The organism is Flavobacterium sp. C3NV (assembly GCF_046825355.2).
Taxonomy (GTDB): domain Bacteria; phylum Bacteroidota; class Bacteroidia; order Flavobacteriales; family Flavobacteriaceae; genus Flavobacterium.
Genome location: NZ_JBKQBJ020000011.1, coordinates 148,745 through 174,379, shown reverse-complemented (window position 1 = coordinate 174,379; position 25,635 = coordinate 148,745). Strand labels below are relative to the sequence as shown.

Sequence of the window (25,635 nt, the reverse complement as noted above, 5' to 3'; positions counted from 1 at the left end):
TAAGATTCTGAGTTACTGAGTAATTAAGTCTCTAAGTTTTTTTCTTAGTATCTTAGAAGCTTAGCAACTTAGTCCCTACTAATTTTATACTTCAAAAATACTTTGGTTTTTCTTCTCCTAAAATTAAATAATACTGAGTTGTTGATTTTGATGACTGAATTGTTTTTTTTAAAGTTTCTGAGATTCTGAGTTGCTAAGGATCTAAGTTTTTATCTTAGCAACTCAGAACCTTAGCAACTTAGAGACTATAAATTCTTCAACTGATTCTCATTTTTATTATCACTAATCGTCCAGAAGAAACCTACGAAAAAGAATCTGTCTGCGGTTGGTACAACTGGCTGTCTGTTATATACTCCGTTTGGGTCTGGTAATTTTGCGTAATCATAACCAAAAACATTTTGAGTTCCTAATACATTCGAAACTGAGAAATACAGAATTTTTTGTGTCGTTAGTAAATACGCCCAGTTAAAACTCAAACTATTATATGACTTTGTTTTTCCGTTCATAAATTGCGTTTGATTCGGATCATTATAAGGTCGGCCTGAACTATAACTGTTGGTGAAACCTATTTGCGATTTCCAATCGGTGATAAAATATTTGGTAACAATGGACAAACTATGATTCGCTACAAAATTTGGAGTTGCCATAGTTGGAAAATTCTTGTATTGTCTTTCTGAATCGATATAAGAATATGAAATCCAATATTCTAAGTTTTTTAATAAATTACTGTCTCTCCAAAACAAATCCAATCCTTTTGCATAACCTGAACCGTTGTTATTGAAAACCGAATTGTACTGAATATCTCTTGTATTATACTGAACCAAATTGCTGTAATCTTTATAATACGCTTCGGCTCTAAAGGTTTGTCCTGGTTTTGTAAACTGATAATTCAAAATATAATGTCTTGCTTTTTCACTTTCGAACTGATGGTATTTTGAATATTTAATATAATCAACAACAGGAGTTTGACTAAAATCTCCGTAAGCAAACGAAAACTGACTGTTTTTAGAAACTTTGTAAGCAATTGAAGCTCTTGGTGCGATATTCGTTTCGTCAAGCAAACTATTATTCGAAAGTCTCAAACCTACTTTCATTGCCAGGTTTTTCGAGAATAATATATCTCCTTCGGTATAAAAAGCAGCGATATTCGAGTCGTAGCCATTTGCTGTTTTTATCGCAATATTATCGTCAAAATTTTCATTGTATCTCGTCATAAAATAATCGGCTCCAAAAGACAATTTAAAATAGTTAGAGATGTTTTTTCTTAATTTTAATTTTAACTGTGCTGCATTTTCGTTGCTGTCGACATCATTACTATCGTATTTGACTTTGTTTTTGCTATACCCGTAACTAATTCCCGAAGTAAGTTGCCAACCAGTTCCAAAATCTCCTTTGTAAGAAGCATTCAAATAAAAATTATTATTGTTTAAATCCGTTCTGATAGGATCAGTGAAATTTACATTTTTCTGGTTTAGATCGAATTTCTCAGCATCAAAAGCAGCGTACAATTTAAAAATACCTCTTTCAAAATGATATCTGTAAACCGCTTCACCTCCCAAAGACTGATACGGATTATTCCAATCTACATTTTGAGGAATTACAGCCTGATAAGGTGCCAAATTAATATAATTGGTATTGATGCTAAAAGAGCTTTTTTTCCATTTTTGCGTATTTCCAACTCCTAAACCTACCGTCATCAAAGCAATATCTGTTTTATTCTGGTCTGGTTCGTCTTGCGTATTTAACAACAAAACACTTGATAAAGCTTCGCCATATTCAGCAGAATATCCTCCGGTTGAAAAAGCAATTCCGCTAAACAAAAAAGGCGAAAATCTGCTACGGGTTGGTAAATTATTCGTTGTTGCGCCGTAAGGCTGTGCTACACGAAGTCCGTCTACAAAAGTCTGGGTTTCGCTGGCTTCACCTCCACGAACAAACAAACGTCCGTCTTCGCCAACAGTTTGTGTTCCCGGTAAGGTTTGCAAAGCAGCAATAATATTTCCGGCAGATCCCGCAGTGGTTACGATGTCTAAAGGTTTTAAAACTGAAACTCTGGCTTTATCTCCTGATTCTAATGTTCCGGCGGTAATTACAACGGCATCCAGTGCGTTTACATTCTCTCTTAATTTTACGATTTGATCTTTATAGTTGGCAACATCAATTTCTTTTTTGAAAGTATCATAAAGCAAAAAACTTATCACTAAAGTCTTATTTCCTGTTTCTGATGTTTCAAACGAAAAATCTCCCGTTTCAGAACTTGTCGCTCCGTCGTAGGTCCCGTCTATATAAATATTAGCTCCAGGAACAGGTTTGCCTTTTTGATCTAATACTTTACCTGAAATGGTATTTTGGGCAAAAATAAAACTGGTAAAAAATAAAAAAGTAATTGTAAAAAGTAATTTGGTTGTCATGGTATTTGATTTTGATGAAGCAAATATATTTTAACATTTTTTGTTAAAAAACATTAAATAACCCAATTGTAGAATTTCGAGGATGAGTTGTAAATTAGTTTTATTTGTATCTTAGCTTTTAGTTCAAAGTATTTAATAAAACATCTAATGAACATAGCAATTGCACAGATAAAACCTTTAAAAGGAGATATTTCAGCCAATATAGAAAAACACATCAAATTTATTGAACTTGCAGTTTCATTAAATGCAAATGCTGTCTTTTTCCCTGAACTTTCGTTAACAGCTTATGAACCAGAGTTGGCTAAAGCTCTCTCAACTCATAAAGATGACAATAGATTTAATGTTTTTCAGGAAATTAGCGATCTTAAAAAGATTACGATTGGAGTTGGATCTCCACTAAAAACTGAAAGCGGAATACAAATTAGTATGATTATTTTTCAGCCCAATAAAGAAAGTATTTCTTATTCTAAACAGCTACTTCACGAAGACGAATTGCCGTATTTTGAAAATGGAAAAGGCCAGGAAATAATCGAAATTGATAATCAAAAAATTATTCCGGCTATATGTTATGAAAGCCTGCAAATAGAACACGCCGAAAAAGCAAGTGAACTTGGAGGTGAAATTTATCTCGCCAGTGTTGCAAAATCTCAAAACGGAATAGAAAAAGCCTTTGTGCATTATCCTAACATTGCTAAAAAATACACTATGCCGGTTCTAATGGCTAATTGTATTGGGGAATGCGATAATTTTGTAAGTGTTGGCTACAGTGCTGTCTGGACAAAAGACGGAAAATTAGCCGACCAGCTTGACAACAAAAACGAAGGTATAATCATTTTTAATACTGAGACTGAAAAAGTTGTAAAACAGATTATCTAGAAATTGATTTTATATCTTTGATAATCACTAAGACCGAAAGTTTAATTTTTTAAAATAAAACAAATAAACCATAGCAGTTATGTCAGAAAGCAAAAGAGTTTCGAATTTATATCAGTCCATTTATAATGGAAATCCATGGCTGGAGGTTACTTTGGCAAATACTTTAGAAAATGTAACGGCTGAGCAGGCTTACAGAAAAATTAATCCAAATTTAAACACGATTTGGGAAATTGTCAATCATCTGATACAATGGAGAAGAAACATATTAAGGCGTGTTCAGGGAGAAATAATTACAACTCCTGATCATAATTATTTTGTGCCAATTCTGGATTCTTCTGAAGCTTCGTGGGAACAATCACTGCAAAGTCTGGCAAAATCTCAGGAAATGTGGAACGCTTGTTTGAGCGATTTTAATGATGCTGATTTCGAAAAAATAGACCAAAATAATAATCATAATTTTTATGAAGATATTCATGGTATTATTCAGCACGATGTTTATCATTTAGGACAAATTGTGATTTTGAAGAAGTTGCTTTAATTAATAATATAAAAAAAATGATCCTTTCAACGGATTAAAATCCGTTGCTATAATATAAAGCATTCCTTCGGAATTTTTTTGAGGAGTTCCGTAGGAACAAAATATATTGTAGGGATGGATTTTAATCCATCATTCGCAATAGGAATCCTCGTTGCAGAATCGGCAAAGATTTGCACTTTCTTTGCGGAGTTTCTTACGGAGATTCCTCGTTCCTCGGAATGACAAGATTGGGTTCTGATCGCGAACGACATGCTTACAAATAAGCAAATTAAATTTTAAATTCTTATGAAAACAGAAAAAGAAAAAATGATTGAGGGAGAATATTATGTTGCAGGAGACCCTGTTTTAGTAAAAGATCGCCGAAAAGCCAAAAATTTATTACACCGATTAAACGTAACCGAATATCGCCTAACAAAAAAAGCCAAACTAATTTTAGAAGAATTAATTCCTAATGCGGGAAAGAGTTTTTATATCGAGCCTCCTTTTCATTGCGATTATGGTTATAATATTTTTTGTGGCGACAACGTTTATTTCAATGTAAATTGTGTTGTTTTAGATTGTGCTCCTGTAAATATTGGTTCGAATGTGTTTTTTGCACCAAACGTTCAAATTTATACTGCCACTCATCCGCTTGACGCCGAATTAAGAAAAACACTCGAAAATGCATTACCTATTTCTATTGGTGATGATTGCTGGATTGGCGGAAATTCTGTTATTTGTCCAGGAGTAACTATTGGTAAAGGATGTGTTATTGGCGCAGGATCGGTGGTGACAAAAGATATTCCGGACAATTCATTAGCTGTTGGAAATCCGGCAAAAGTAATTCGAAAATTAAATCAAGAACCTGAATCTAAATAAATGCTTACCTTAAATAAAGTTCATCATATTGCCATTTTATGTTCTGATTATCAAAAATCGAAAACTTTCTATACCGAAGTTTTGGGATTAACGATTATTAGGGAAATCTACCGCGAAGAACGCCAATCGTATAAACTCGATTTGGCTTTAAACGGAAGTTATATCGTCGAATTGTTTTCGTTTCCAAATCCGCCGCAACGTCCTTCACGACCGGAAGCAGTTGGATTGCGTCATTTAGCATTCGAAGTAATTAATCTGGAAGAAACAATTGCATTTTTAGATACCAAAAATATCGAATCAGAACCCATAAGAATTGATGAAACGACAGAAAAGCGATTTACATTTATTGCTGATCCTGATTTGTTGCCTATTGAGTTTTATGAGAGATAATATTTAAAATAATCTCGCAAAGTCACGAAGTCGCAAAGTTTTTCATATTTTTATTCAACGTTATTTTGAATAGCTTCCAGCTTTAGCTGGATGTGTAAATAAACAAAAGCAAAAAGGCTTTAGCCGAACAAATAAAATTTGGCTAAAGCCTTTTCTATATAAAATAATGTATCTCCAGCTAAAGCTGGAGGCTATTCAAATTGTTGTGGAATCTCGCGCAAAGTCGCAAAGAAAATTAACTTAAAAAGTTTAGCGACTCTGCGACTTTGCGCAAGATTTATTTACCAATTTTCACTTATCAATTGATTAAAAAAATTAGCGCCTTAACGCCTTTGTGGCATCCTTTTTTTACCGAGAGATTTTTCTTTCTTTTATAACTTTAACACAATATAATGAGTGATTTGTATTAAAAAACGAATTTGATTAGCTAATTTTGTAATCCGCATAAAAATATTGCGATTTTATAAATCCACATCTGATGAACAAAACGGCGAAAATCAAAAAAAATCATCAATTTATTGTCCTTCAAAAATTAGTTATTGTTTCTGTTTTAATTGGCTTTCTTTCGGCCTTTTTAGGAATATCTCTCAAAAAAATTACGGAGTATTACGAAGAAATATTTTTTCATCAAGTATCTGTAAACCCTTTATTTTATATTCTTTTCCCAGTTTTCGGACTATCTGTAATTTATTTTCTACGACAATATTTATTCAAGAAAAAAGAAAACAAAGGCATCAAAGAAGTTTTTGAAAGTACCAAATCAACTTCAAAAAATTTACCTTCATACAAAATACCCTCTCACTTTATCAACGGATTACTAACTGTCGCTTTTGGAGGTTCAACCGGAATCGAAGTTTCGACTGTTGTTGCCACGGCCACAATAGGATCTGTGGCCCAACAAAAAGAAAACGTATTTCGCAAATACAAAACAGAGTTAATTTGTGCCGGAGTTGCCGCCGGAGTTACGGCATTATTCAGTAGCCCAATTGCAGGAATTCTGTTTGCTCTCGAAGTAATTTCCAGAAAAGTAACCCGTGCTTTTGTGATTTCGAATATCATTGCAGTTTCAGTGGCTTTTGGATTATTAACGATTTTAAAAGAAGAACCTTTATTTGCCGTTTCTATTACAACCTGGCATCTCAAAGCGATTCCGTATTTTATTCTTTTAGGCATTTTAGCCGGAATCAATTCGGTTTATTTAACCCGTTGTGTTTTATTTTTCAAATCTCAATTTGGGAGAATCGATACACATTATTATAAAATCTTAATTGGTTCTGTAGTTTTAAGTGTTTCGTTATTTGTCTTCCCTCAATTATATGGTGAAGGTTATCATGCCATAAAAGGAATATTTGGGAATTCCGCAGAAATTCCGTTAACGCTTACTTTGGCTTTTACTTTTGTTGGAGTCTTACTTTTAAAACCAATTGTAACCTCTATTACATTAGCTTCGGGCGGAGACGGAGGAGTTTTTGCTCCAAGTCTTTTTATTGGTGCTTTTTTAGGATTGTTATTGGCTTCTGTTCTAAATACATTTTTTCATGTGCACGTACTTCCAGTTAACTTTATGATTATCGGGATGGCGGCTGTTTTAAGTGCCAGTATTCATGCACCTTTTACAGCCATATTTTTAGTATGCGGATTAACAAATGACTACACTTTGTTTTTACCAATTTTAGTTGTTTGTTTAATATCAAAATATACCGCAAAAATGATTTATCCTTTTACCGTATACAGTTATGCCCCAAGCCTGACTAAATAAGTTAATTATTAATCTTAACTCTTTTCAAGCAAAATACCACATTTATGCCCACTCCAAAAATTAAAAGAAGCTACCGCAAAACACGATATATTCTTTACAAAGAAACTTTAATTGACACTAAAGAACATTTTTGGTCATTTATTGGTTCATTTATTGGGATTGGAATTCTGGCTTATGTACAGTCAATTCACTTTTCAGGAAATGATGCCGTTTATTTAATTGGTTCCTTTGGAGCTTCGAGTGTATTGGTTTACGGAATTATTCAGAGTCCGTTTTCACAACCCCGAAATTTAGTTGGCGGACACGTGATATCTGCTTTTATAGGTGTTACAGTTCATAAACTCGCACCGGATATTATCTGGATTGCTGCTCCATTGGCAGTTTCGCTTGCCATAATCTCCATGCAAATTACAAAAACACTTCACCCTCCCGGAGGCGCAACCGCTTTAATCGCTGTTATTGGTACAGAAAAAGTAAAAGCTCTGGGATATATGTATGTGATTTCACCTGTTTTGGTTGGAACTTTGATTTTACTTTTAACTGCCTTGATTTTTAATAATATGACTTCAGGCAGAAGTTATCCTAGTCATAGCTCTTATCACAAGCGTTATCATAAAATTAGAAAACGATTGGTAGGGAGATAAAATTTTACATCAAATACAGTTGTCACCCTGAGCGGAGTCGAAGGGCGCTCCAATTGGAACGTGGGCTTCGACTCCGCTCAGCCTGACAATCGGAATGTGCTCAACCTGACAACTAAAAAATCTTTTCAACAAATCTCAATTCCTAATTCATAAATCCTTTTTTATATTTTACCTTTGACCTCTCAATAAAAACAAAGATTATGGTTTATAAATTTAGAGTAATTCTAGACGCCGAAGAAGATATTTTTAGAGACATTGCAATTCTTGAAGACGATACGCTTGAAGATTTACACAATGCGATCTTCAACGCTTTTGGTTTTGACGGAATGGAAGTAGCTTCGTTTTATACCTGCGATGAAACTTGGAATCAGGAAGATGAAATTGCACTTTTTGATACTGGCGATGTTCCCGGAGAACAAAGAACCATGAGCGATTATAAATTATCTGATCTCTTAGATGAGCAAAATACTAAAATTATCTATGTGTATGATTTCATCAATATGTGGACTTTCTTAGTTGAATTGGCTGCTATCGAAGATCAAATTGCAGGAGTTCCTTACCCGGAAACGTTATTCTCTCACGGAGAAATGCCTGACGAAGCCACTGAAAAAAGCTTTGAAGCCGATATGCACGACGATATCTACGGAGAATTTGAAGATGATCTTGACGAAGACGATCTTGATATGTTCGAAGGAGACGACAGCTTTGAAGATTTTGGATTTGAGGAGAATTGGAATTAGAGGAAAGGTTCTAAGGTTCTGAGTTGCTAAGGTTCTAAGGTTTTATTTTGAAAGTTTTTTCTTATTTTTTAATTAATTTTACAAATTAACTAAAAATAAAAAAATGAGTAATTTTAGAAGCCTGCTTATCTGGCAAAAATCAATGGCCTTGACCACAAAGATTTACTTTTCAACAAATAATTTCCCAAAAGAAGAAATTTTCGGATTAACTTCACAGATTAGACGCAGTTCGATATCTATTCCCAGTAATATTGCAGAAGGATTTGGCAGAGAAAGCGATAAAGAGCTTTTGCGTTTTTTAAATATTTCTGTTGGATCTTTATTCGAAATGCAAACGCAATTAGAAATCGCAAAAAACATATCTTATTTAAAAGAATACGATTTTAATAACTTATATGAGGACAGCCGCGAAGTAGAAAGAATGTTAGTTTCTTTTATTAAAAAAATAAAAGATAGAAGCTAAACCTCAGTACCTTAGCATCTCAGAACCTCAGTACCTAAAAAAATATGATCAACCTTTTCAACACCCACATCGAGACGCTTGCGATACACCGCGTAGGAAACAAAAGCAGAAACGAAGCGATTTTTTTATCGGAACAGCCTTTTAATTTGAATGATGAAATTGTGCCTTTGATAAAAGAGTACTTTTTTAAACCTTTTAGAGAGAAAGAAGAAAACTATTATCAGTTTGCGCACGAAGTCGATTTGGATTACAACGACATGTTTAAATATGCAACGGAGATTTTCGATAATCCGAATAATTTGCAGGAGATTTCTAAAAGAATCACTACGCATTTATTTGAGCAATCGAATCACCCACACATTAAAAACGGAGAGGTTTACGTAACGTATTTAACCAATTTAAGTATCGACAACAATGTTGTTGATGCGATCGGAATTTTTAAAAGTGAGTTACAAGCTGACTTTTTACAATTTGAAGAAAAAAACAGTAACCTGGAGATGATCTTGCAACAAGGTATCAACCTTAGCAAATTAGATAAAGGTTGTTTGATTTTTAATTATAAAAAAGAAGAAGGATACAAAATTTTAACCGTTGACAGTAACCGTTATGACGCGCGTTATTGGTTAGAGCATTTTTTATCTGTTGATGCTTTTGAAGATGAAAACTTCATCACTAAAAAATACTTAAAATTCTGTCAAAACTTCGCAAAAGATGTTGTTTTGCCAGCAGAAGACAAAAAAGAAGAAGTAATGTTTATGAACAGATCTGTGAATTATTTCGCTAAAAATGATCAGTTTGAAGAACAAAATTTCCTGAATGAAGTATTAGACAATCCAGACTTAATTCCTGAATTCAAAAATTATAAAGTTGATAAAGGAGAAAAATACAGCATCGAAGATGTAACCTCATTCCCTATTGCAAACGCAGCAGTTTCAGACGCCCGAAAATCAATTAAAAACGTTATTAATCTGGATACTCACATTCAGATTAAAATGGATTTTATCAACCCTGAAAGCGCTGAGAAATTTGTTGAAAAAGGCTGGGATGAAGAAAAACAAATGTATTACTACTTAGTTTATTTCAATAAAGAAGAAAAAAGCTAAGAGTTATTCATTTTCTATTACTTACTTAAAACAAAAAACGGCAACTACATTAGTAATTGCCGTTTTTTTATTTGCTAATTAGATTTATACTAAGACCTGTGTAGAGAAAAAAAATTAACGCAGAGAACCCCAAGTTTTTTTCCTCTTAGCTTTTATAAAAAAGGCAAAATTCGCAAAGCTTAGTATTGATTTAGCTTTGCGAACTTTGTATTTTTCAAAGGTATTCTTAGATTAAAATCTTGGCTTTCTATGCGGTAAAATAACTAGTAGTAATTACCGATTGAATTTTTCTTTTTTCTTTTTTCTATTTTCTATTTTCTTTTTTCTATTTTCTAAATTACAAATTATAATATAGAAAACAACGCTTTTACAATATCATCATAAACTTGTTTATCTTTTTCGCCGGTTCTGGCCAAAACCCTGATTCCGGAATAATTATTAAAGATAAACCTTGCTAAGACTTTCGCATCAATAGCTTTGGAAATATGTCCTTCATTTTGCCCTTTTAAAACTGCTTTTGTAAAAACTTCTTCCATTGTCTGGCTGTTGTTTTTTACGATTTTTGCAATTTCCTCGTCATGCATCGCCAATTCTACCGAGGAGTTTACCATAAAACAGCCTTTTGTAATTCGGTCTTCTAAACTTTCGATAACAGCTTGTTTAAAAATATCCTGCAAAGTCTCTTTGATATTTGTTGACTGATCAAAAAGCTCTACGATCTGGTTTTGTGCATTTTTTTGATAGCGGCGCAATGATTGAGCAAACAGTTTTTGTTTATCGCCAAAAGTATCATACAAACTAGAACGGCTTAAACCTAAATGTGTTACCAAATCCTGAGCCGATGTTCCGTTGTAACCTTTGTGCCAAAAAATTTCGATGGCTTTGTCTAAAGCCTGGTCTTCATTAAATTCTTTCGTTCTAGCCATAATTTCAATATTAAATTACATTACAAAGATACAAAAAACGGAACAATCGTTCCTGAATTTCTGTAAAAAAAATTATACTACAGCGTTTACAATAAGTCCGCCATCAACAACAATTTCTGCTCCTGTAATAAATGATGCATCATCTGAAGCTAGGAAACTTACTGTTTTAGCAATTTCTGACGATTGTCCAAAACGTTTCAACAGGATTTTTTCTGCCAGAACAGCTCCAAAACCTTCTACTTCTGCTTTTTCTAAACCTAACTTTCCATACAATGGAGTTTCAACAGGACCGGGAGAAACAGCATTTACTCTGATTTTTTTTGGCGCTAATTCTGTAGCAAATACTTTGTTTAGAGATAAAACAGCTGCTTTACTTGCTGCATAAACACTCGAGTTTGGCATACCAACATGAGCATTAATCGAAGTATTAAAAATAATAGATCCGCCATCATTCAGGATTGGTAATACTTTTTGAACGGTAAAATAAACTCCTTTTACATTCACATTCATAATGCTGTCATAATGCGCTTCTGAAGCTGATTCTACCGGAGCAAAAGAAGCCGTTCCAGCATTTAAAAATAAGATATCGACTTTTCCGAATTGAGATTTTACTTGTTCTACTAAACTATCAATAGATTTTAGATCGGATTGATCAGCAACAATTCCTGTTACATCTAATTCTTTTTCGGCTTGAGCCAAAGCTTCTTTGTTTCTTCCGGTTACAATTACTTTTGCACCTTGTGCTTTAAATTCTGCAGCTGCAGCATATCCAATTCCGCTGTTTCCACCAGTTATGATCGCTACTTTGTTTTGTAAATTTTTCATTTTTATTATTTTTTAAATTATTGATTATTCAATTATTATGGTACAAAGATATAATAACGGAACGATCGTTCCGTTATTATTAAAGTTAATATTTCGTTAAAATAATAAACAGCCCTGAAAACACTGATTCACAGCAACTAAAACCTATAGAACTATAGACGAAAGAAATAATAAAATGTCGTAGAATCTTAATATTTGCTTAATTTTGTAGTCAAAAAAAAAACTTAACATGGATATTCATTTATATAAAGAAAGTCCCTTTAAAACCATAATTTCATTTCATAAACTAATTGAATCTCTTGAAGAAATTGCTTTATCAAATGTAGATTACCGAGCTAACTACGCCACAGCCTTATTAAAACAAATAGAACCAATTCCTGAATTTAGGTCCGGTATTCAGGATTTTTCGATCATTAAAAACAATGAAGCTTTAATCAAAAATTTATTAGCTGACTTGTTTCCGACTGCTTTAACGAATAATGAAATAAAAGCCGTTACAATTCCTTTTCAAAATATATCATTCAATTATACAGATCGTTTCAAGAAAATCCTGCGCAATGCCGGTGATGAATTTTATATGGAAATTCGTGATTTCGACGATCATCAATTTTATATCAACAACTGTTGCCTTATTTTAGGAGTATATTACAAACAGAAAATAGATTTTAATAAACCTTTTTTCTACGATATTCCGGATGAAGATGGTGTTGAGAAACATTATCGCATTCTGTACAATGCTGATTTTATGGAGATTATTCCAAGTGAGAATTCTATAGATCTTACTCAGGATGATATTGATTTATTAATGGATAATTATAATGATATCGAACTCTGGAAACTAAAATTTCCTCCCGGAAGCTGGACTTTAAAAGGTTTTGGAATCGTTTCTTTATTTGATGCTACTACAGAAAGTGCTATATCAAATTTGAAAAGTAATTTACTAAAACCTGATAGCACCAGAGTTACCTCAAATGAAATTATAGAGAATATTTTTAAATCAATTTTTAAAATTCCTAACTTAAAAGTCGGCTTTATCATCTATAATCCAGAGGAGGAAAAATTTATCAGACCCGTTAAATTTGACAATCAATTGCAAAGTTTCCTGCTTACAAAAGATCAGGAAATTGATTGTAAAAATGCTTTTTTTGGCTGCACTTTCGAAAAATTATTAGACAACAATGAACCTTTGGTCATTTCTAATGTAAAAAAATTTATTGAAGAATCAGCAAACAAAAAGCTGGGAGAGCATTTATTAAAGCAAGGAATCCAAAGTTGTGTTTTTGCACCGGTGACAAGAAACGGAAATTTATTGGGCGTTGTCGAACTAGTTTCTGAGCACCCGCGAGATTTAAATAGTGTCAACGCGACAAAACTTGAATTGGTCCTACCCTATTTAACAGATACAATCGATCGCTATAATACAGATATGCAACATCAAATTGCATCTATTATTCAGCGTGAATACACTACAATTCATCCAAGTGTATATTGGAAATTCAAGAAAGAGTCACAGAATTATTTCCAAAATACCAATCATACTAAAGATTACATTTTTAAAGAAATAGTTTTTAAAAATGTATATCCGCTATACGGCCAGATCGATATCAAAGGTTCTTCTGAACATAGAAATGAAACGGTAAAAAGAGATCTTAAAAATCAATTGACGGCTATATTAAACATTTTCGAATCGCAGGCGCCTAATACAAATTTAGTCTTGCTGGAACAAAGAAAATTTGAATTAGAATCGTTTCGTGATGAATTAGATGCTCCGCTAAAAGCAGATACTGAACAATACATTCAAAGATATATCGAGGAAGAAATTCATCCTCTTTTGAAGAACACAACAGAAACTCAAAAAAGCGAGAAACTGGAACGTTTGTATTTTGAAAGTCTTGACGAAAAAAGTGGATTGTTTTATCAGGAAAGAAAGAAATTTGATAATGCAATGTCTATTATCAACAAAAGATTAGCCTCTGTACTGGACAGAAAACAAATTGAAGCACAAGAAATTTATCCGCATTATTACGAGCGTTTTAAAACGGATGGTGTAGAGCATAATCTTTACATAGGAGCATCAATTGCGCCAACAAAACCTTTTGATATTATGTATTTGCACAATTTACGTTTGTGGCAATTACAGACTTTATGCGAAATGGAACTGGAACATCATCAGCTAAAAGAATCGTTGCCATATGAACTTGACGTAACTTCGCTAATCTTAGTATTTAGTGCGCCGCTTTCTATTCGATTTAGAATGGATGAAAAACGTTTTGATGTTGACGGAACTTATAATGCAAGATATGAGGTGGTAAAAAAACGTATCGATAAATCGAACATTAAAGGCTCAAAAGAACGCATTACAGAGAAAGAGAAAATTACAATTGTATATTCTCAAAACAGTGAAGAAGCAGAGTATTTAAAATATATCAAGTATTTGCAGCACAAAAAAATCTTAGAACCATCGATTGAACAATTTGAAGTCGAAGATCTTCAGGGTGTTTCAGGCTTGAGAGCAATTCGTGTAAAAGTGATTAATAACAATACAAATCCGGTAAAACAAAAAATTACCTATCAGGATTTATTAGACGAGCTCAACTAAAACAGTTGAGCTCATTTATGTTATTAAATTGATTTAAAAGCGATTACAAAAGCAATTACCGTAATAATAATTCCGATCATAAAAAAGTTGTAGGCGATTCGCAATAAGTTGTATTTACGCTGCAAAACCAATCCAAGATAATATAAATCTTTGATCATGTTCGAATAGAGATAATCACGATCTTTCATCATTTCATTCATTGCCCAGTCGTATTCTTCCAGAGGCATCTTATAGAAATTTCCAAAAAACAACAGGTTAATCTTTTTGTTCTCGATATCTTCTCTGGTAAAAACTCCTGAAGTAACTTTTGGCCTTGTCGAAAGAATGGCAAAAATTATCGTAATAACACTTGAAATCAGCATTATAAAGGTTGGAATCACTAAATGTGCATTCTTAGGACTATCTAATTTTGGAATAATCGACGAAAGTGCAATCGAAATAATAATCGCATTTACAGACAATAAAATATTAGCTTTACTATCGGCAATTCCGCTTAAACGTGTGTGATTTCCTAAAGTAACACGAAACAAAGTATCGACACCACGATCCGGTTTTTCGATTTTTTCTTTCTTTTTAATTTCTTCTTCTATTTTATCTGCTTCTTTCTTTTTTTGTTTTTCAAATCTTTTCTGAACAAGCAGTAAATTCTTCTCTTTTAGTGGCTGCCATTTTCTAAGTGCATAATCGGTATAAAAACGATGTTTGTTCATTAAAAAATTCAAATTTTCTTTTGCCCATTCGACATTAGAAAAATCCAGCTTCCAGGTATTTTTTAGTTCAATTCGCAACAATTCGCAAGTTGTTTCATACTCTACTCCAACAAGATGGGCAAAATCTGCGTCTTTAATTATTTTTTCTAAATGTGTTTTGGGAACATATTCTTTTACTGTTGCCATAATCAAACTAGAAACAGTCGCAATAAATTCATCCGATTGCCCTTTTTCTTTCAAAAAAGCTGTAGCAATTTTCACACTCTCCTCCTCATGGTTTTCATAACCATCAATATAACCTGTGTCATGAAACCAAGCTGCCACAAGAAGCATTTCTTTATCATCACTACTCACATCTTCCTTTTTGCATAGTTCTTTTACCGCATTTACTACGGTGAAAGTATGGTTAAAATTATGGTAAGAATATAAATTAGAAAGTTTATCTTTGAGTAAATTACTGACGAAATCTTCGGATTGTTCTATTAGATTCATGGAGAATTGTTTTTATACCACTAAATTATGAAATTGTTTTTGGATAATCATTTTATTACTAAAATTAAAAACCGGTCATTGGCAATAGTTGCATTGCTACTGGTTTATTCCTGTGCGACACATAAAGCGCAATATGGAAAAAATGTTAGTGCTAACGAAACGGAAAACGCAACTGATACTATAAAAATTGCACATACAATTTATTTAGTTGGAGATGCTGGAAATGCTGATGAAGAACAGGCACAGCAAACGCTGGAACTATTGCATCAAAAATTAAAAAAATCGAATAAAAAAGCAACCTTACTTTTTTTAGGTGATAATATTTATCCTAAAGGTTTTCCCAGCGATGATAATGCTGCAGAGAAAGCTTTGGCTGAAACGAAATTGACCAATCAATTAAAACTTACTAAAGGTTTTAAAGGAAAAACAATTGTTATTCCAGGTAATCATGACTGGTACAATGGTATAAAAGGGCTGGAACGTCAAGCCAGTTTTGTAACAAAATATTTAAACGACAAGAAGGCTTTTTTACCTAGAAAAAGCTGTGCGATCGAAGATGTAAAAATTGACAGCACTACGACATTAATTACTGTTGACAGCGAATGGTTTCTGGAAGACTGGGACAATCACCCTACTATCAATGACGATTGTGACATTAAGACGAGAGAAGATTTTTTTGATCAATTAGAAAACCTCTTAAATAAAAATCAGGAAAAAACAGTTGTTCTGGCTATTCACCATCCTTTGATGAGCAACGGAACTCACGGCGGACAGTTTTCTTTAGAAAAACAACTTTTTCCATTAGAACAAAAAATACCATTGCCTATAATTGGTTCTTTTATCAACTTACTACGCAAAACATCCGGAGTAAGTCCGCAGGATATTCAGAACAAGCAGTATACTATTTATGCAAAGCGAATTAAAACGCTTTTGCAAAAGCAAAAAAATGTAATTGTTGTTTCTGGACACGATCACAATCTTCAATATGTAAACAAAGAGAACATTCAGCAAATTATTAGTGGCGCGGGATCAAAATCTGAAGCGGCAAGAGCTATAAATCCTACTGAATTCTCCTATGGCGGAAATGGTTACGTAACTTTAACTTTGTTTAAAAGCGGTGATGCTAAAGTTTCGTTTTTTGGAAATGAAAACAATAAAGAAAAATTACTTTTCGAACATGAAATTATAAAAGCAAAAGAGATTAATTGGGCTGCTACTGTAGACAATAAATTTCCTGCAACAGTTACCACTTCGATCTATTCTGAAAAAATGACGAAGAAAAGTATTTTTCATAAATTCTTATTCGGAAATCATTACAGAAAGTATTACAGCTTGCCAATAGAAGCTAAAACGGCTACTTTAGATACTTTAATGGGCGGTCTGAAACCTATTCGCGAAGGCGGAGGTCATCAATCTGTATCGTTAAGAGTCTCAGATCCTAAAGGAAGAGAATATGTAATGCGTGCCTTGAAAAAAAGTGCCACCGTATTTCTGCAATCGGTAGCTTTTAAAGATCAATATGTTGTTAATGATTTTGAAGATACTTATGCTGAGAACTTCCTGTTTGATTTCTACACCACTTCTCATCCTTACACGACATTTGCAATTGGCAGTATGTCAGACCAAATTGGTTTAGCACATACCAATCCTGTTTTGTATTACATACCAAAACAAAATGGCTTAAAAGAGTTTAACTCGAATTTTGGAGATCAGCTTTATATGGTCGAAGAAAGACCTGCTGATAATCATTTGGATGCTAAAAATTTTGGTAATCCAACTAATATTATTAGCACTGAGGATATGATGAAAAATCTTCATAAAGACGAAAAATACAGCGTTGATGAAGATGCTTATATGAAAGCGCGTTTGTTTGATATGCTTATTGGCGATTGGGACAGACACAGCGATCAATGGCGTTGGGCAGAACATAAAAAAGATGGCAAAGTGATTTATGAGCCAATTCCTCGTGACCGCGATCAGGCTTTTGTGAAATACGATGGAACTTTACTTTCGCTTCTAATGAATATTCCGGCGCTTCGCCACATGAGATCTTTCAAAAACAAAATTGATAATGTAAAATGGCTTAACAGAGAACCTTATCCTATGGATTTAGCATTTTTAAGAACTGCTGAAGAAAAAGACTGGATCGCTCAGGCCAAATATATTCAGGAAAACTTATCGGATAGTGATATTGATAAAGCTTTTAAAAACTTACCAAAAGAAGTTCAGGATGGCACAATTGAAGACATCAAGAAAAAATTAAAAAACAGAAAGAAAGATCTTCAAAAGTATGCTTCGGAGTATTTTGATGTTTTAAGCCATACGGTAATGATTGCCGGAACAGATAAAAAAGACAAATTCGTTATCAATCATAATGCTAAAAAAAGCATCGAAATTCAGGTTTTCAGAGTTAAAAAAGAAGGCGATGAATTAGTTTACACGAAAACGGTAACGGATTCTAAAACTAAAAATCTATGGATTTATGGTTTAGATGACAATGATGTTTTTGAAGTAAAAGGAAATCAGAAATCAAACATTAAAATTCGTTTGATTGGCGGTCAGAACAATGACACGTACAACATCGAAAACGGGAAAAAAGTAATTGTTTATGATTTTAAATCTAAAGAAAACACGTATAATCTGGATGCTAAAACCAGAACGCAATTAACAGATGATTATGATGTGAACTTATACAATTACGAAAGACCTAAATATAATGTAGTATCCGGACTGCCAAACATTGGTTTTAACCCTGATGATGGTGTAAAAGTGGGTATTAATTTGAACTACACCGTTAACAATTTCAAACAAAATCCTTATACGCAACGACACGTTTTAAATGCTTTCTACTATTTTGCAACAGGAGGTTTAGAGTTTAATTATGTCGCGCATTTTCCTGGCTTGTTAGGTAAATGGGTGATTGATGTTGAATCTCAATATACGACTCCAAACTTTGCGATGAATTATTTTGGCTACGGAAACGAAACTAAATACGATGATGACGAGGTCGACATGGATTATAATCGTGTACGCATCAGAAAATTTAATCTTTCGGGTGCCATCAGACACGTTGGCCGTTATGGAAGTGAATTTAGCGTACAGCCTATTTTTCAAAGAATGACTGTTGAAGAAACTGAAAACAGATTTATTGACACGCCAAATATTGTAAATCCAAATGTTTTTGATAATCAAAATTATGGTGGTTTAAAAGTAAAATACCTTTTCAAAAATGCTGATTTTGCAGCAAAACCAACGTTAGGGGTAGCTTTTATGGCTTCGGCAACATGGCTTACTAATTTAGATAATACGAAACAAAACTTTCCTGTGATTGAAAGTTTTTTAGGGTTTACACACAAAATTGATCATAACGGAAAATTAGTTTTAGCGACTATTTTTAAAGGAAAAGCAGTTTTAAATAATAATTTTGATTTTTATCACGGAGCTTCTTTAGGTGGAGATACTGATTTAAGAGGTTATAGAAATGAACGCTTTTTAGGAAGTTCTTATTTCTCTCAAAGTAGTGATTTAAGATTCAGCATAGGTAAAATTCAAAAAACAATTGCTCCGTTAACCTACGGAATTTTGGGTGGTTTTGACTACGGAAGAGTTTGGCTTGATGGCGAAGATTCTAAAAAATGGCATCAGGATTACGGCGGAGGAGTCTGGATAAATGCCATCAATGTTTTAACAGCAAGAGTCTCTTATTTTAAATCTCCTGATGAAGTAGGAAGGGTTATTTTTGGAGCGGCATATAGCTTTTAGTCTAAGACGCTAAGGTTCTGAGTGACTAAGTTTCTAAGTTTTTTTTGGAAAGGTTCAAAGTTGCAAAGCCTCAAAGGGACAAAGCCACGAATTCACGAATTTTTATTATAAATAATTCGTGAATTCGTGGCTAATTTTTTTGATGAGATACTTTCTTATTTTAAACTTAGAAACTTAGCAGCTTAGAGTCTTAGCAACTTATTTAATTTTAAACTCATATACGTTCCCTCCTGTTTTATTTGCTTTTTCATCTGCAATTAGTAACGTATTATTGTCTTTGAAAACTATGGCTTCTTTTTGCGAAAAGTGATTTAGTTTTATTTCGGTTTGGGATCCTTTATGATATAAGTCTCCTTTAAAATCTTTAAATAAAACAATTTTATCGTGACTTAACAAAACAACTTTTTTTCCGTCAGGACTAATTGTAGCACTTGTCAGTACACAATGATTGTAATTATCACAGGTTTTAAATTCACCTATTTTAGTTGCTTTTTGAGTTCCCGGAGCGTTTGGAATTTTATAAATAAAAGCTGTTCCGTCGAAACCTTTACTTCTGTTTTTTGTAAAAAGGTAAAAGTAATTTCCGTGTTCAAAAAAACCTTCAACATCATAGAATAGTTCTTTTTTCTTTGGAGGAAACTCGGTTTGTTCCGGATACGAAAATGAAACTTTATATTCGGCTACAGCCAAATCTTTATCCAGTTGGTTTTTATTGACTTTGTAAATACACAAATCTTTACGTTCATTATCATTATTTCCAAAATCACCGATATAGATATTTCCGGTTTTATCTTTGGTAATATCTTCCCAATCTACGTTTGTGGCGTTAGTAATTGTTATTGTTTTAGCTAATTTACCTTGTGAATTTAGGGCATAGATTGCATTTTTATTGCCACTGTCTTCTAAAGTATAAATAAGGTTTGTTTCTGGAAAATAAGTTATCCCTGAAACCTCTTTTAACTTTTTAGGAAGCGAATAAAGCGTCTTAAATTCAGCCGTTGATTGTTGCTGACAAGCCAGTAAGGCGACAGAAACTCCAAGTAAAAAAAACTTTTTCATAATATTATTATTTTTATTTAGTCACAGTATTGTAATCCTAAGCAACAAAGGACGACAAGATTATGTATTAAATTAAATGTGTGTTTTTAAAATTGCGTGTAATAAACTCAAATGCTGCAAACATAATATGCCCCATCGATTTGGCATTTTTAAACTTCATATCGTTGGTATAACGGTACAATTCCATTTTTAGTTGATTTAAATGATCTACTGTCGAAATGGTATCGTGACACATGATATTCAATAATTTTGTAATCCTGGCTTCGGCAGAATGAATTCGTTTGGCCAAAATGGCTCTTTCTTCATCTTTATACTGAATAACGGAACGGTCTTCTAACTTTTCTTTAATGAGCTTCATCATTTGAAAGTTCTCCTTAAAAAACTGCGGACGATAAACTTTAAAATTCCCCTCATAACATTGCTGATCAAAATCTATGGCGCGAATTCTATAGACTACCTGGTCAAAATCATGAATTGGGACAATTACATAATTGTACGAACGCATATCGCCCAAAAGCCTGATCATACAACGCTCATTAAATTTGACAAACTCTTTTGCTATTTGAGATTTTTCGGTTTCGGTAGACGTATGCAGTAAAGTTTCCATAAAAATATCACCCGGAATCCCCACAATATGTTCTTCGATCAAAGTATCGCCAAAAACCAAAAAATTTATTTTATCCGGTGATAAAATATCTTCAAGTTCTAATCCGTAAATTCTCGAAGCATCGGCTTTTTTTATATAAAAATGAACATAATTATCATTGAGAATATTACGTACTTTTACCCTAAAAGGCTTTGAGTTTCCAAAGGTGCAAAAATCGATAGCATCGACATTTAGGTACTGAATGATATCATTATTTCCGTCTGAATGCAACAGCGAATAAATCTTTTTTAAATTCAAATCAATTTCTTCGCGGTCAAACTCTCCATAATAAACACGAGTCCACAAAGTATCTACTCCGTTTTTATCATATAAATTTATAGCACCTGAAAATCGCAATAAATCATCATAGAACACAGATACTTTCGAAATACGCTCATATCGGTCTAAATAACTTAAAAGAGCTGGTGTCAAAGGGTACGATGGTTTTTTTAAAACCATTAAAGGTTCGCTCATTTTGAATATCTTTATTACAAATTTACATTAAATAAAATTTAGCGTAACAATAAACGAGTTGAATCGTCATACTTAAAACTAAAACCGAATAAATTTGGAAACCATACTTACTATTGAGAATCTGCATAAAAGATACGGGCGCATTCAGGCCTTAAAAAATGTTTCTTTTGAAATACAAAAAGGTCGTGTTTACGGCATTTTGGGCCCTAACGGAAGTGGAAAATCGACTACTCTGGGAATTGTACTGAATGTTGTAAACCGTACATCCGGAAACTACAGCTGGTTTGGAGGAAAGGTTCAGACGCATGAAGCCTTAAAAAAAGTAGGCGCCATTATAGAAAGGCCTAACTTTTACCCATACATGACGGCCGAAGAAAACCTGAAATTGGTTTGTAAAATAAAAAGTATCAATTATTCTAAAATCAGCGAAAAGCTGGATTTAGTAGGTTTAACCGAGAGAAAAGACAGCAAGTTTAGTGCTTTTTCTTTAGGAATGAAGCAGCGTTTGGCTATTGCATCGGCGCTATTGAATGATCCTGAAATTTTAATTTTAGATGAACCAACAAATGGTTTAGATCCTCAGGGAATTCATCAGATTCGTGATATTATCAAAAAAATTGCTTCGCAGGGCACTACTATTTTACTGGCCTCGCACTTATTAGATGAAGTCGAAAAAGTGTGTTCACATGTTATTGTTTTACGAAAAGGTGAAATTTTATATTCAGGTTCGGTGGATGGAATGTCAGCTAACGAAGGTTTCTTTGAAATTATGGCTGATGATAACAATGCACTAAAAAATATTTTGGCAACACATTCGTCGATAGACCGAATTACAGAAGAGGATGGAAAAATTTTGGTTTATTTAAAATCAGATTTATCAGCAACGGAACTGAATCAGTTTTTATTTTCTAAAAACATTACGTTGAGCCATTTAGTAAAACGCAAAAACAGTTTAGAAGCTCAGTTTTTAGAATTAACCAAAAATGCCATTACTCAAAACAACTAAACCATGAACAGACTTATCTCTATAGAATTACAAAAAATCTGGAAAAACAAAGCCAGTCGTGTCCTTACTTTAACTTACTTCATTTTACTTTCGTTCATTGCATTAATTGCTTCTATAAAATTTGATTTAGGACCAATTCATATTGATCCCTCAGAAATGGGAATTTTTAATTTTCCTTTTATATGGCATTTCAATACTTATTTTGCTGCGTGGTTAAAATTTTTCCTGGCCATTGTTATTGTATCAATGATGGCAAATGAATACAGTTACGGTACTTTAAAACAAAATTTAATTGATGGTTTAAGTAAAAAAGAATTTATTTTATCTAAATTCTTAACTGTTGTACTTTTCGCATTAGGCTCTACTGTTTTCGTTTTTATCATGACCTTAATCCTTGGATATTCATTTTCATCTTATACTGAATTTGGTATTGTTTTTAGTGATTTAGAATATCTATTGGCCTTTTTCGTAAAGTTGTTAGGATTCTTTTCTTTCTGTTTATTTTTAGGAATATTAGTAAAACGATCTGCCTTTGCTTTGGGATTTTTATTGGTATGGATTTTTATTGAATCAATTATAAAAGGTCTTTTAGTATTTCAAATTTTCCCGGAAAGCAATATAGGTTATAAGATTACGCAGTTTTTACCTTTAGAAGCCATGTCAAATTTAATTGTTGAACCCGTTTCAAGATTATCGGTAATAAAAAGTATCGGAACGCAAATTGGGGTCGAAAATACTAAAGATTATAGTGTACATTTTCTTTCGATTGTAATTGTTTTGGTATGGACATTTTTATTCATGCTTTTTTCTTACAAATTGCTTAAAAAAAGAGATTTATAGTATATTTGTAATACTATGAATTTTATTAAAAGCTTTTTACTAGTTTTCTTTCTGTGCTTACTATCCACAAAGATAAAAGCACAGAATATTACTGTAGATGATTCGAAAACACCTGAATCACTCGTGAAAAATGTATTAATAAATAGTTCCTGTATAAATACATCTAATATTAAGTCTTCCGGAAATCCAACCAGTAGTGGAAGTAGCTATGCTTCTTTCAATTCAGGAACTAGTGATTTTCCTTTTTCCGGTGGAATTGTTTTAAGTACATCAGCCAGTAAAAATGCTGAAGGACCTTACATAGAAGCTAACTCAAAAGGTATTCAAACGAAAGGATGGGCTGGTGATGATGATTTAGAAAAGGCGCTAAATACGACTCAAAGTACTCAAGCCACTGTTTTAGAATTTGACTTTGTAGCATCGACAAACGTTATAAGTTTTAATTATATTTTCGCTTCAAATGAGTACCAAATTTATTTTCCCTGTAAATATTCTGATGGATTCGCTTTCTTAATAAAAGAAGCGGAAAGTACAGAGGAGTACAAAAATTTAGCAGTATTACCCAATGGTACAACACCTGTTTCTTCTACAACTGTCCATAATGCAATAGAGCCCTATTCAGATGGCACCATATCTTCTCCCGGCTGTCCAGCACAAAATGAAGATTTCTTTGACAGATATAATACTGCCACTAGTCCTATAAATTATGCTGGACAAACTAAAGTAATGAATGCGAGAGCTCAGGTAATTCCCAATAAAAAATATCACCTGAAATTGGTCATTGCTGATGATGACACCAGAGAATATAATTCAGCTGTTTTTATAGAAGGAGGAAGTTTTCTTTCCTTAGTTGATTTTGGCGCAGACAGAACTATTGCCAATAACAATCCTGCATGTTTTGGTGAAACCATTACTTTAAATACTCAATTAGACAATACCCAATATGACTTTAAATGGTTTAAGCAAGATGCCTCTAATAATTTTGTAGAAATTCCTTCAGAGACAAGTGCTACATACAATGTTCAATCGGCAGGAAACTATAAGGTTGAGGCAACCATAAAGGGCTCAACTTGCGTATCGACGGGGCAAATTAAAATTGAATATGCCGCAGAAATTATAGCAACAGGAACCGATTTATTGCAATGCGATGATGACACAGACGGAATTACTGTTTTCAACCTTACAAAAGTTAATAACATTGTAAAAAATAATGTTTCTGGAATAGTAAATGAAGGATATTACGAATCATTGGCAGATGCTCAATCAAAAACAAACCCAATTTTAAAGCCCGAACAATACACGAACAAAACCGTTGATCAAATTGTTTTTGCAAGAATTGAAAATCAATACGGCTGTTTTACAACTGCCGAAGTAACATTAAAAGTTTCAAATACGACAATTCCAGATCAAAACCCCATTGCAACCTGTGATGGAGATGACAAACAGGACGGATTGTATCAATTTGATCTCGCTGCGGAAGTTACTCCACAAGTTTCAACAGGTTTGCCTGTCACATTAGTATTTAATTATTATCTAAATACTAATGACGCATTGAATGATGCCAATAAACTTCCTAATATTTTTAAGAATACCGTCGCATTTAGCCAAATTATTTATGCTAAAGCTACAAACGGAGCTGACTGTTTTGATATTGTTCCTATTACGCTTGTTGTAAATACTTTTGATCCTCCTGATTTTCAAGATGAAGCAAAAATTTTATGCAAGGGAGAAGAGATTACATTAAGTGTTGCCACTGGTTTTGTAAGTTATCTATGGAATACCGGAAGCAGCGATACCTCGATAGAAGTTAACACTGCAGGAGATTACTCCGTAATAGTTACGGATGAAAATGGTTGTGAAAAAACAAAGAAATTCAAAGTAATTTTATCTGAACCAGCATTTATAACCGAAGCTGTTGTTAAAGATTTTTCGGGAATTGACAATTCTGTATTAATAAAATATACAGGAGTTGGTAATTATGAATTTTCATTAGACGGAAATGTTTTTCAAGACGATGCTTTGTTTACTGGTGTTAGACCGGGAATTTACAATGCAATTGCCAGAGATAAAAATAAGTGCGGATTGTCTAATTCATTTTTACTATATGTCGTAGATTATCCAAGATTCTTTACTCCCAACGGAGATGGCTATAATGATTTATGGTCTATTATCAATGTAGATCACTTACCTGATTACAAAATTTATATTTTCGATCGTTACGGAAAATTACTAAAAGAAATGAACCAAAATAGTGCCGGATGGAACGGAATTTATAACGGCCAACAATTACCCGCAGATGATTATTGGTTTACCCTGCAATTTGTTAATGGCAAAATTGTAAAAGGTCATTTTAGTTTAAAAAGATAAAAAAATAAAGGAAAATTGTAATCTAAAAATCCCAAATTCCAATACTTGACAATTCTAATAAACTTCACCTATAAAATTATAAATCCTAAAAGGTTAGAATAAAAAAATCCCAAACTCCTTAATTGGAATTTGGGATTTTTTATATTG

At 33.0% G+C, this 25,635-nt stretch carries 20 protein-coding genes; 14 read left to right on the top strand and 6 right to left on the bottom strand.

Annotated elements, in window-relative coordinates; translation table 11 throughout:
• Window positions 1-245: 245 nt before the first annotated feature.
• Window positions 246-2,411 carry a TonB-dependent receptor gene (locus ACIDC4_RS16650; RefSeq protein ID WP_412044584.1) on the bottom strand — a complete coding sequence of 722 codons (2,166 nt, stop codon included), beginning with the start codon at window positions 2,409-2,411 and terminating at the stop codon, window positions 246-248.
• 147 nt (window positions 2,412-2,558) lie between these two features.
• Between ACIDC4_RS16650 and ACIDC4_RS16645 the strand changes: the two genes are divergently transcribed.
• The 9 genes from ACIDC4_RS16645 to ACIDC4_RS16605 all read left to right on the top strand — a co-directional run bounded on the left by ACIDC4_RS16645 (window position 2,559) and on the right by ACIDC4_RS16605 (window position 9,782).
• Entirely contained in the window at window positions 2,559-3,287 is a 729-nt protein-coding gene (locus ACIDC4_RS16645; RefSeq protein ID WP_412044585.1) for a carbon-nitrogen hydrolase family protein, read from the top strand.
• A gap of 79 nt (window positions 3,288-3,366) precedes the next feature.
• Window positions 3,367-3,825, top strand: a complete 459-nt coding sequence (locus ACIDC4_RS16640) for a DinB family protein (RefSeq protein ID WP_412044586.1) — start codon at window positions 3,367-3,369, stop codon at window positions 3,823-3,825.
• A gap of 285 nt (window positions 3,826-4,110) precedes the next feature.
• A complete protein-coding gene (locus ACIDC4_RS16635) occupies window positions 4,111-4,683 on the top strand; it encodes a sugar O-acetyltransferase (RefSeq protein ID WP_230040596.1) in 573 nt (190 codons plus the stop codon).
• The gene (gene gloA2 / locus ACIDC4_RS16630; RefSeq protein ID WP_230040598.1) at window positions 4,684-5,073 is read left to right on the top strand and encodes an SMU1112c/YaeR family gloxylase I-like metalloprotein; all 390 of its coding nucleotides are present in this window, start codon (window positions 4,684-4,686) and stop codon (window positions 5,071-5,073) included.
• A gap of 478 nt (window positions 5,074-5,551) precedes the next feature.
• On the top strand, window positions 5,552-6,832 hold the full coding sequence (locus ACIDC4_RS16625; protein WP_230040600.1) for a chloride channel protein: 1,281 nt from the start codon (window positions 5,552-5,554) through the stop codon (window positions 6,830-6,832).
• 44 nt (window positions 6,833-6,876) lie between these two features.
• Window positions 6,877-7,476 (top strand): HPP family protein, encoded by a 600-nt coding sequence (locus tag ACIDC4_RS16620; protein WP_230040603.1) that lies wholly within the window; start codon window positions 6,877-6,879, stop codon window positions 7,474-7,476.
• Between the two features lie 200 nt (window positions 7,477-7,676).
• Window positions 7,677-8,216, top strand: a complete 540-nt coding sequence (locus ACIDC4_RS16615) for an IS1096 element passenger TnpR family protein (protein ID WP_065451381.1) — start codon at window positions 7,677-7,679, stop codon at window positions 8,214-8,216.
• 103 nt (window positions 8,217-8,319) lie between these two features.
• Complete coding sequence (locus ACIDC4_RS16610; protein WP_026984811.1) at window positions 8,320-8,679, top strand: four helix bundle protein; 360 nt, start codon at window positions 8,320-8,322, stop codon at window positions 8,677-8,679.
• 44 nt (window positions 8,680-8,723) lie between these two features.
• Window positions 8,724-9,782: a nucleoid-associated protein gene (locus ACIDC4_RS16605; RefSeq protein WP_055095663.1), complete on the top strand. Its 1,059-nt coding sequence runs from the start codon at window positions 8,724-8,726 to the stop codon at window positions 9,780-9,782.
• Window positions 9,783-10,126: 344 nt separating this feature from the next.
• Here the strand turns inward: ACIDC4_RS16605 and ACIDC4_RS16600 are convergent, their stop codons facing one another.
• Together ACIDC4_RS16600 and ACIDC4_RS16595 are read right to left on the bottom strand one after the other, a co-directional pair.
• Window positions 10,127-10,708 carry a TetR/AcrR family transcriptional regulator gene (locus ACIDC4_RS16600; protein WP_412044587.1) on the bottom strand — a complete coding sequence of 194 codons (582 nt, stop codon included), beginning with the start codon at window positions 10,706-10,708 and terminating at the stop codon, window positions 10,127-10,129.
• 72 nt (window positions 10,709-10,780) lie between these two features.
• On the bottom strand, window positions 10,781-11,533 hold the full coding sequence (locus ACIDC4_RS16595; RefSeq protein ID WP_412044588.1) for a glucose 1-dehydrogenase: 753 nt from the start codon (window positions 11,531-11,533) through the stop codon (window positions 10,781-10,783).
• 229 nt (window positions 11,534-11,762) lie between these two features.
• Here ACIDC4_RS16595 and ACIDC4_RS16590 point away from each other — a divergent pair, with 229 nt between their 5' ends.
• On the top strand, window positions 11,763-14,132 hold the full coding sequence (locus ACIDC4_RS16590; protein ID WP_412044589.1) for a GAF domain-containing protein: 2,370 nt from the start codon (window positions 11,763-11,765) through the stop codon (window positions 14,130-14,132).
• Between the two features lie 23 nt (window positions 14,133-14,155).
• Here the strand turns inward: ACIDC4_RS16590 and ACIDC4_RS16585 are convergent, their stop codons facing one another.
• Window positions 14,156-15,334 carry a Pycsar system effector family protein gene (locus ACIDC4_RS16585; RefSeq protein WP_412044590.1) on the bottom strand — a complete coding sequence of 393 codons (1,179 nt, stop codon included), beginning with the start codon at window positions 15,332-15,334 and terminating at the stop codon, window positions 14,156-14,158.
• A gap of 27 nt (window positions 15,335-15,361) precedes the next feature.
• Between ACIDC4_RS16585 and ACIDC4_RS16580 the strand changes: the two genes are divergently transcribed.
• Window positions 15,362-19,096: a metallophosphoesterase gene (locus ACIDC4_RS16580; protein ID WP_412044591.1), complete on the top strand. Its 3,735-nt coding sequence runs from the start codon at window positions 15,362-15,364 to the stop codon at window positions 19,094-19,096.
• Between the two features lie 198 nt (window positions 19,097-19,294).
• On the opposite strand, the gene ACIDC4_RS16575 is transcribed toward ACIDC4_RS16580, so the two are convergent.
• Complete coding sequence (locus ACIDC4_RS16575; RefSeq protein WP_412044592.1) at window positions 19,295-20,155, bottom strand: hypothetical protein; 861 nt, start codon at window positions 20,153-20,155, stop codon at window positions 19,295-19,297.
• A gap of 67 nt (window positions 20,156-20,222) precedes the next feature.
• Complete coding sequence (locus ACIDC4_RS16570; protein ID WP_412044593.1) at window positions 20,223-21,275, bottom strand: hypothetical protein; 1,053 nt, start codon at window positions 21,273-21,275, stop codon at window positions 20,223-20,225.
• Between the two features lie 94 nt (window positions 21,276-21,369).
• On the opposite strand from ACIDC4_RS16570, the gene ACIDC4_RS16565 reads away from it, so the two are divergent.
• Genes ACIDC4_RS16565 through ACIDC4_RS16555 form a run of 3 tightly spaced genes read left to right on the top strand, consistent with a single transcriptional unit; the run spans window position 21,370 to window position 25,488 of the window.
• The gene (locus ACIDC4_RS16565; RefSeq protein ID WP_412044594.1) at window positions 21,370-22,281 is read left to right on the top strand and encodes an ABC transporter ATP-binding protein; all 912 of its coding nucleotides are present in this window, start codon (window positions 21,370-21,372) and stop codon (window positions 22,279-22,281) included.
• Between the two features lie 3 nt (window positions 22,282-22,284).
• Window positions 22,285-23,121 carry an ABC transporter permease gene (locus ACIDC4_RS16560; protein ID WP_412044595.1) on the top strand — a complete coding sequence of 279 codons (837 nt, stop codon included), beginning with the start codon at window positions 22,285-22,287 and terminating at the stop codon, window positions 23,119-23,121.
• A 15-nt stretch (window positions 23,122-23,136) separates the two neighbouring features.
• On the top strand, window positions 23,137-25,488 hold the full coding sequence (locus ACIDC4_RS16555; RefSeq protein WP_488381150.1) for a T9SS type B sorting domain-containing protein: 2,352 nt from the start codon (window positions 23,137-23,139) through the stop codon (window positions 25,486-25,488).
• Window positions 25,489-25,635 lie beyond the last annotated feature (147 nt).

What these genes read in the sequence shown, in the direction of transcription:
- ACIDC4_RS16650 (WP_412044584.1), bottom strand. Translation starts at nt 2,411, where the DNA reads ATGACAACCAAATTACTTTTTACAATTACTTTTTTATTTTTTACCAGT.
- ACIDC4_RS16645 (WP_412044585.1), top strand. Translation starts at nt 2,559, where the DNA reads ATGAACATAGCAATTGCACAGATAAAACCTTTAAAAGGAGATATTTCA.
- ACIDC4_RS16640 (WP_412044586.1), top strand. Translation starts at nt 3,367, where the DNA reads ATGTCAGAAAGCAAAAGAGTTTCGAATTTATATCAGTCCATTTATAAT.
- ACIDC4_RS16635 (WP_230040596.1), top strand. Translation starts at nt 4,111, where the DNA reads ATGAAAACAGAAAAAGAAAAAATGATTGAGGGAGAATATTATGTTGCA.
- gloA2 (WP_230040598.1), top strand. Translation starts at nt 4,684, where the DNA reads ATGCTTACCTTAAATAAAGTTCATCATATTGCCATTTTATGTTCTGAT.
- ACIDC4_RS16625 (WP_230040600.1), top strand. Translation starts at nt 5,552, where the DNA reads ATGAACAAAACGGCGAAAATCAAAAAAAATCATCAATTTATTGTCCTT.
- ACIDC4_RS16620 (WP_230040603.1), top strand. Translation starts at nt 6,877, where the DNA reads ATGCCCACTCCAAAAATTAAAAGAAGCTACCGCAAAACACGATATATT.
- ACIDC4_RS16615 (WP_065451381.1), top strand. Translation starts at nt 7,677, where the DNA reads ATGGTTTATAAATTTAGAGTAATTCTAGACGCCGAAGAAGATATTTTT.
- ACIDC4_RS16610 (WP_026984811.1), top strand. Translation starts at nt 8,320, where the DNA reads ATGAGTAATTTTAGAAGCCTGCTTATCTGGCAAAAATCAATGGCCTTG.
- ACIDC4_RS16605 (WP_055095663.1), top strand. Translation starts at nt 8,724, where the DNA reads ATGATCAACCTTTTCAACACCCACATCGAGACGCTTGCGATACACCGC.
- ACIDC4_RS16600 (WP_412044587.1), bottom strand. Translation starts at nt 10,708, where the DNA reads ATGGCTAGAACGAAAGAATTTAATGAAGACCAGGCTTTAGACAAAGCC.
- ACIDC4_RS16595 (WP_412044588.1), bottom strand. Translation starts at nt 11,533, where the DNA reads ATGAAAAATTTACAAAACAAAGTAGCGATCATAACTGGTGGAAACAGC.
- ACIDC4_RS16590 (WP_412044589.1), top strand. Translation starts at nt 11,763, where the DNA reads ATGGATATTCATTTATATAAAGAAAGTCCCTTTAAAACCATAATTTCA.
- ACIDC4_RS16585 (WP_412044590.1), bottom strand. Translation starts at nt 15,334, where the DNA reads ATGAATCTAATAGAACAATCCGAAGATTTCGTCAGTAATTTACTCAAA.
- ACIDC4_RS16580 (WP_412044591.1), top strand. Translation starts at nt 15,362, where the DNA reads ATGAAATTGTTTTTGGATAATCATTTTATTACTAAAATTAAAAACCGG.
- ACIDC4_RS16575 (WP_412044592.1), bottom strand. Translation starts at nt 20,155, where the DNA reads ATGAAAAAGTTTTTTTTACTTGGAGTTTCTGTCGCCTTACTGGCTTGT.
- ACIDC4_RS16570 (WP_412044593.1), bottom strand. Translation starts at nt 21,275, where the DNA reads ATGAGCGAACCTTTAATGGTTTTAAAAAAACCATCGTACCCTTTGACA.
- ACIDC4_RS16560 (WP_412044595.1), top strand. Translation starts at nt 22,285, where the DNA reads ATGAACAGACTTATCTCTATAGAATTACAAAAAATCTGGAAAAACAAA.
- ACIDC4_RS16555 (WP_488381150.1), top strand. Translation starts at nt 23,137, where the DNA reads ATGAATTTTATTAAAAGCTTTTTACTAGTTTTCTTTCTGTGCTTACTA.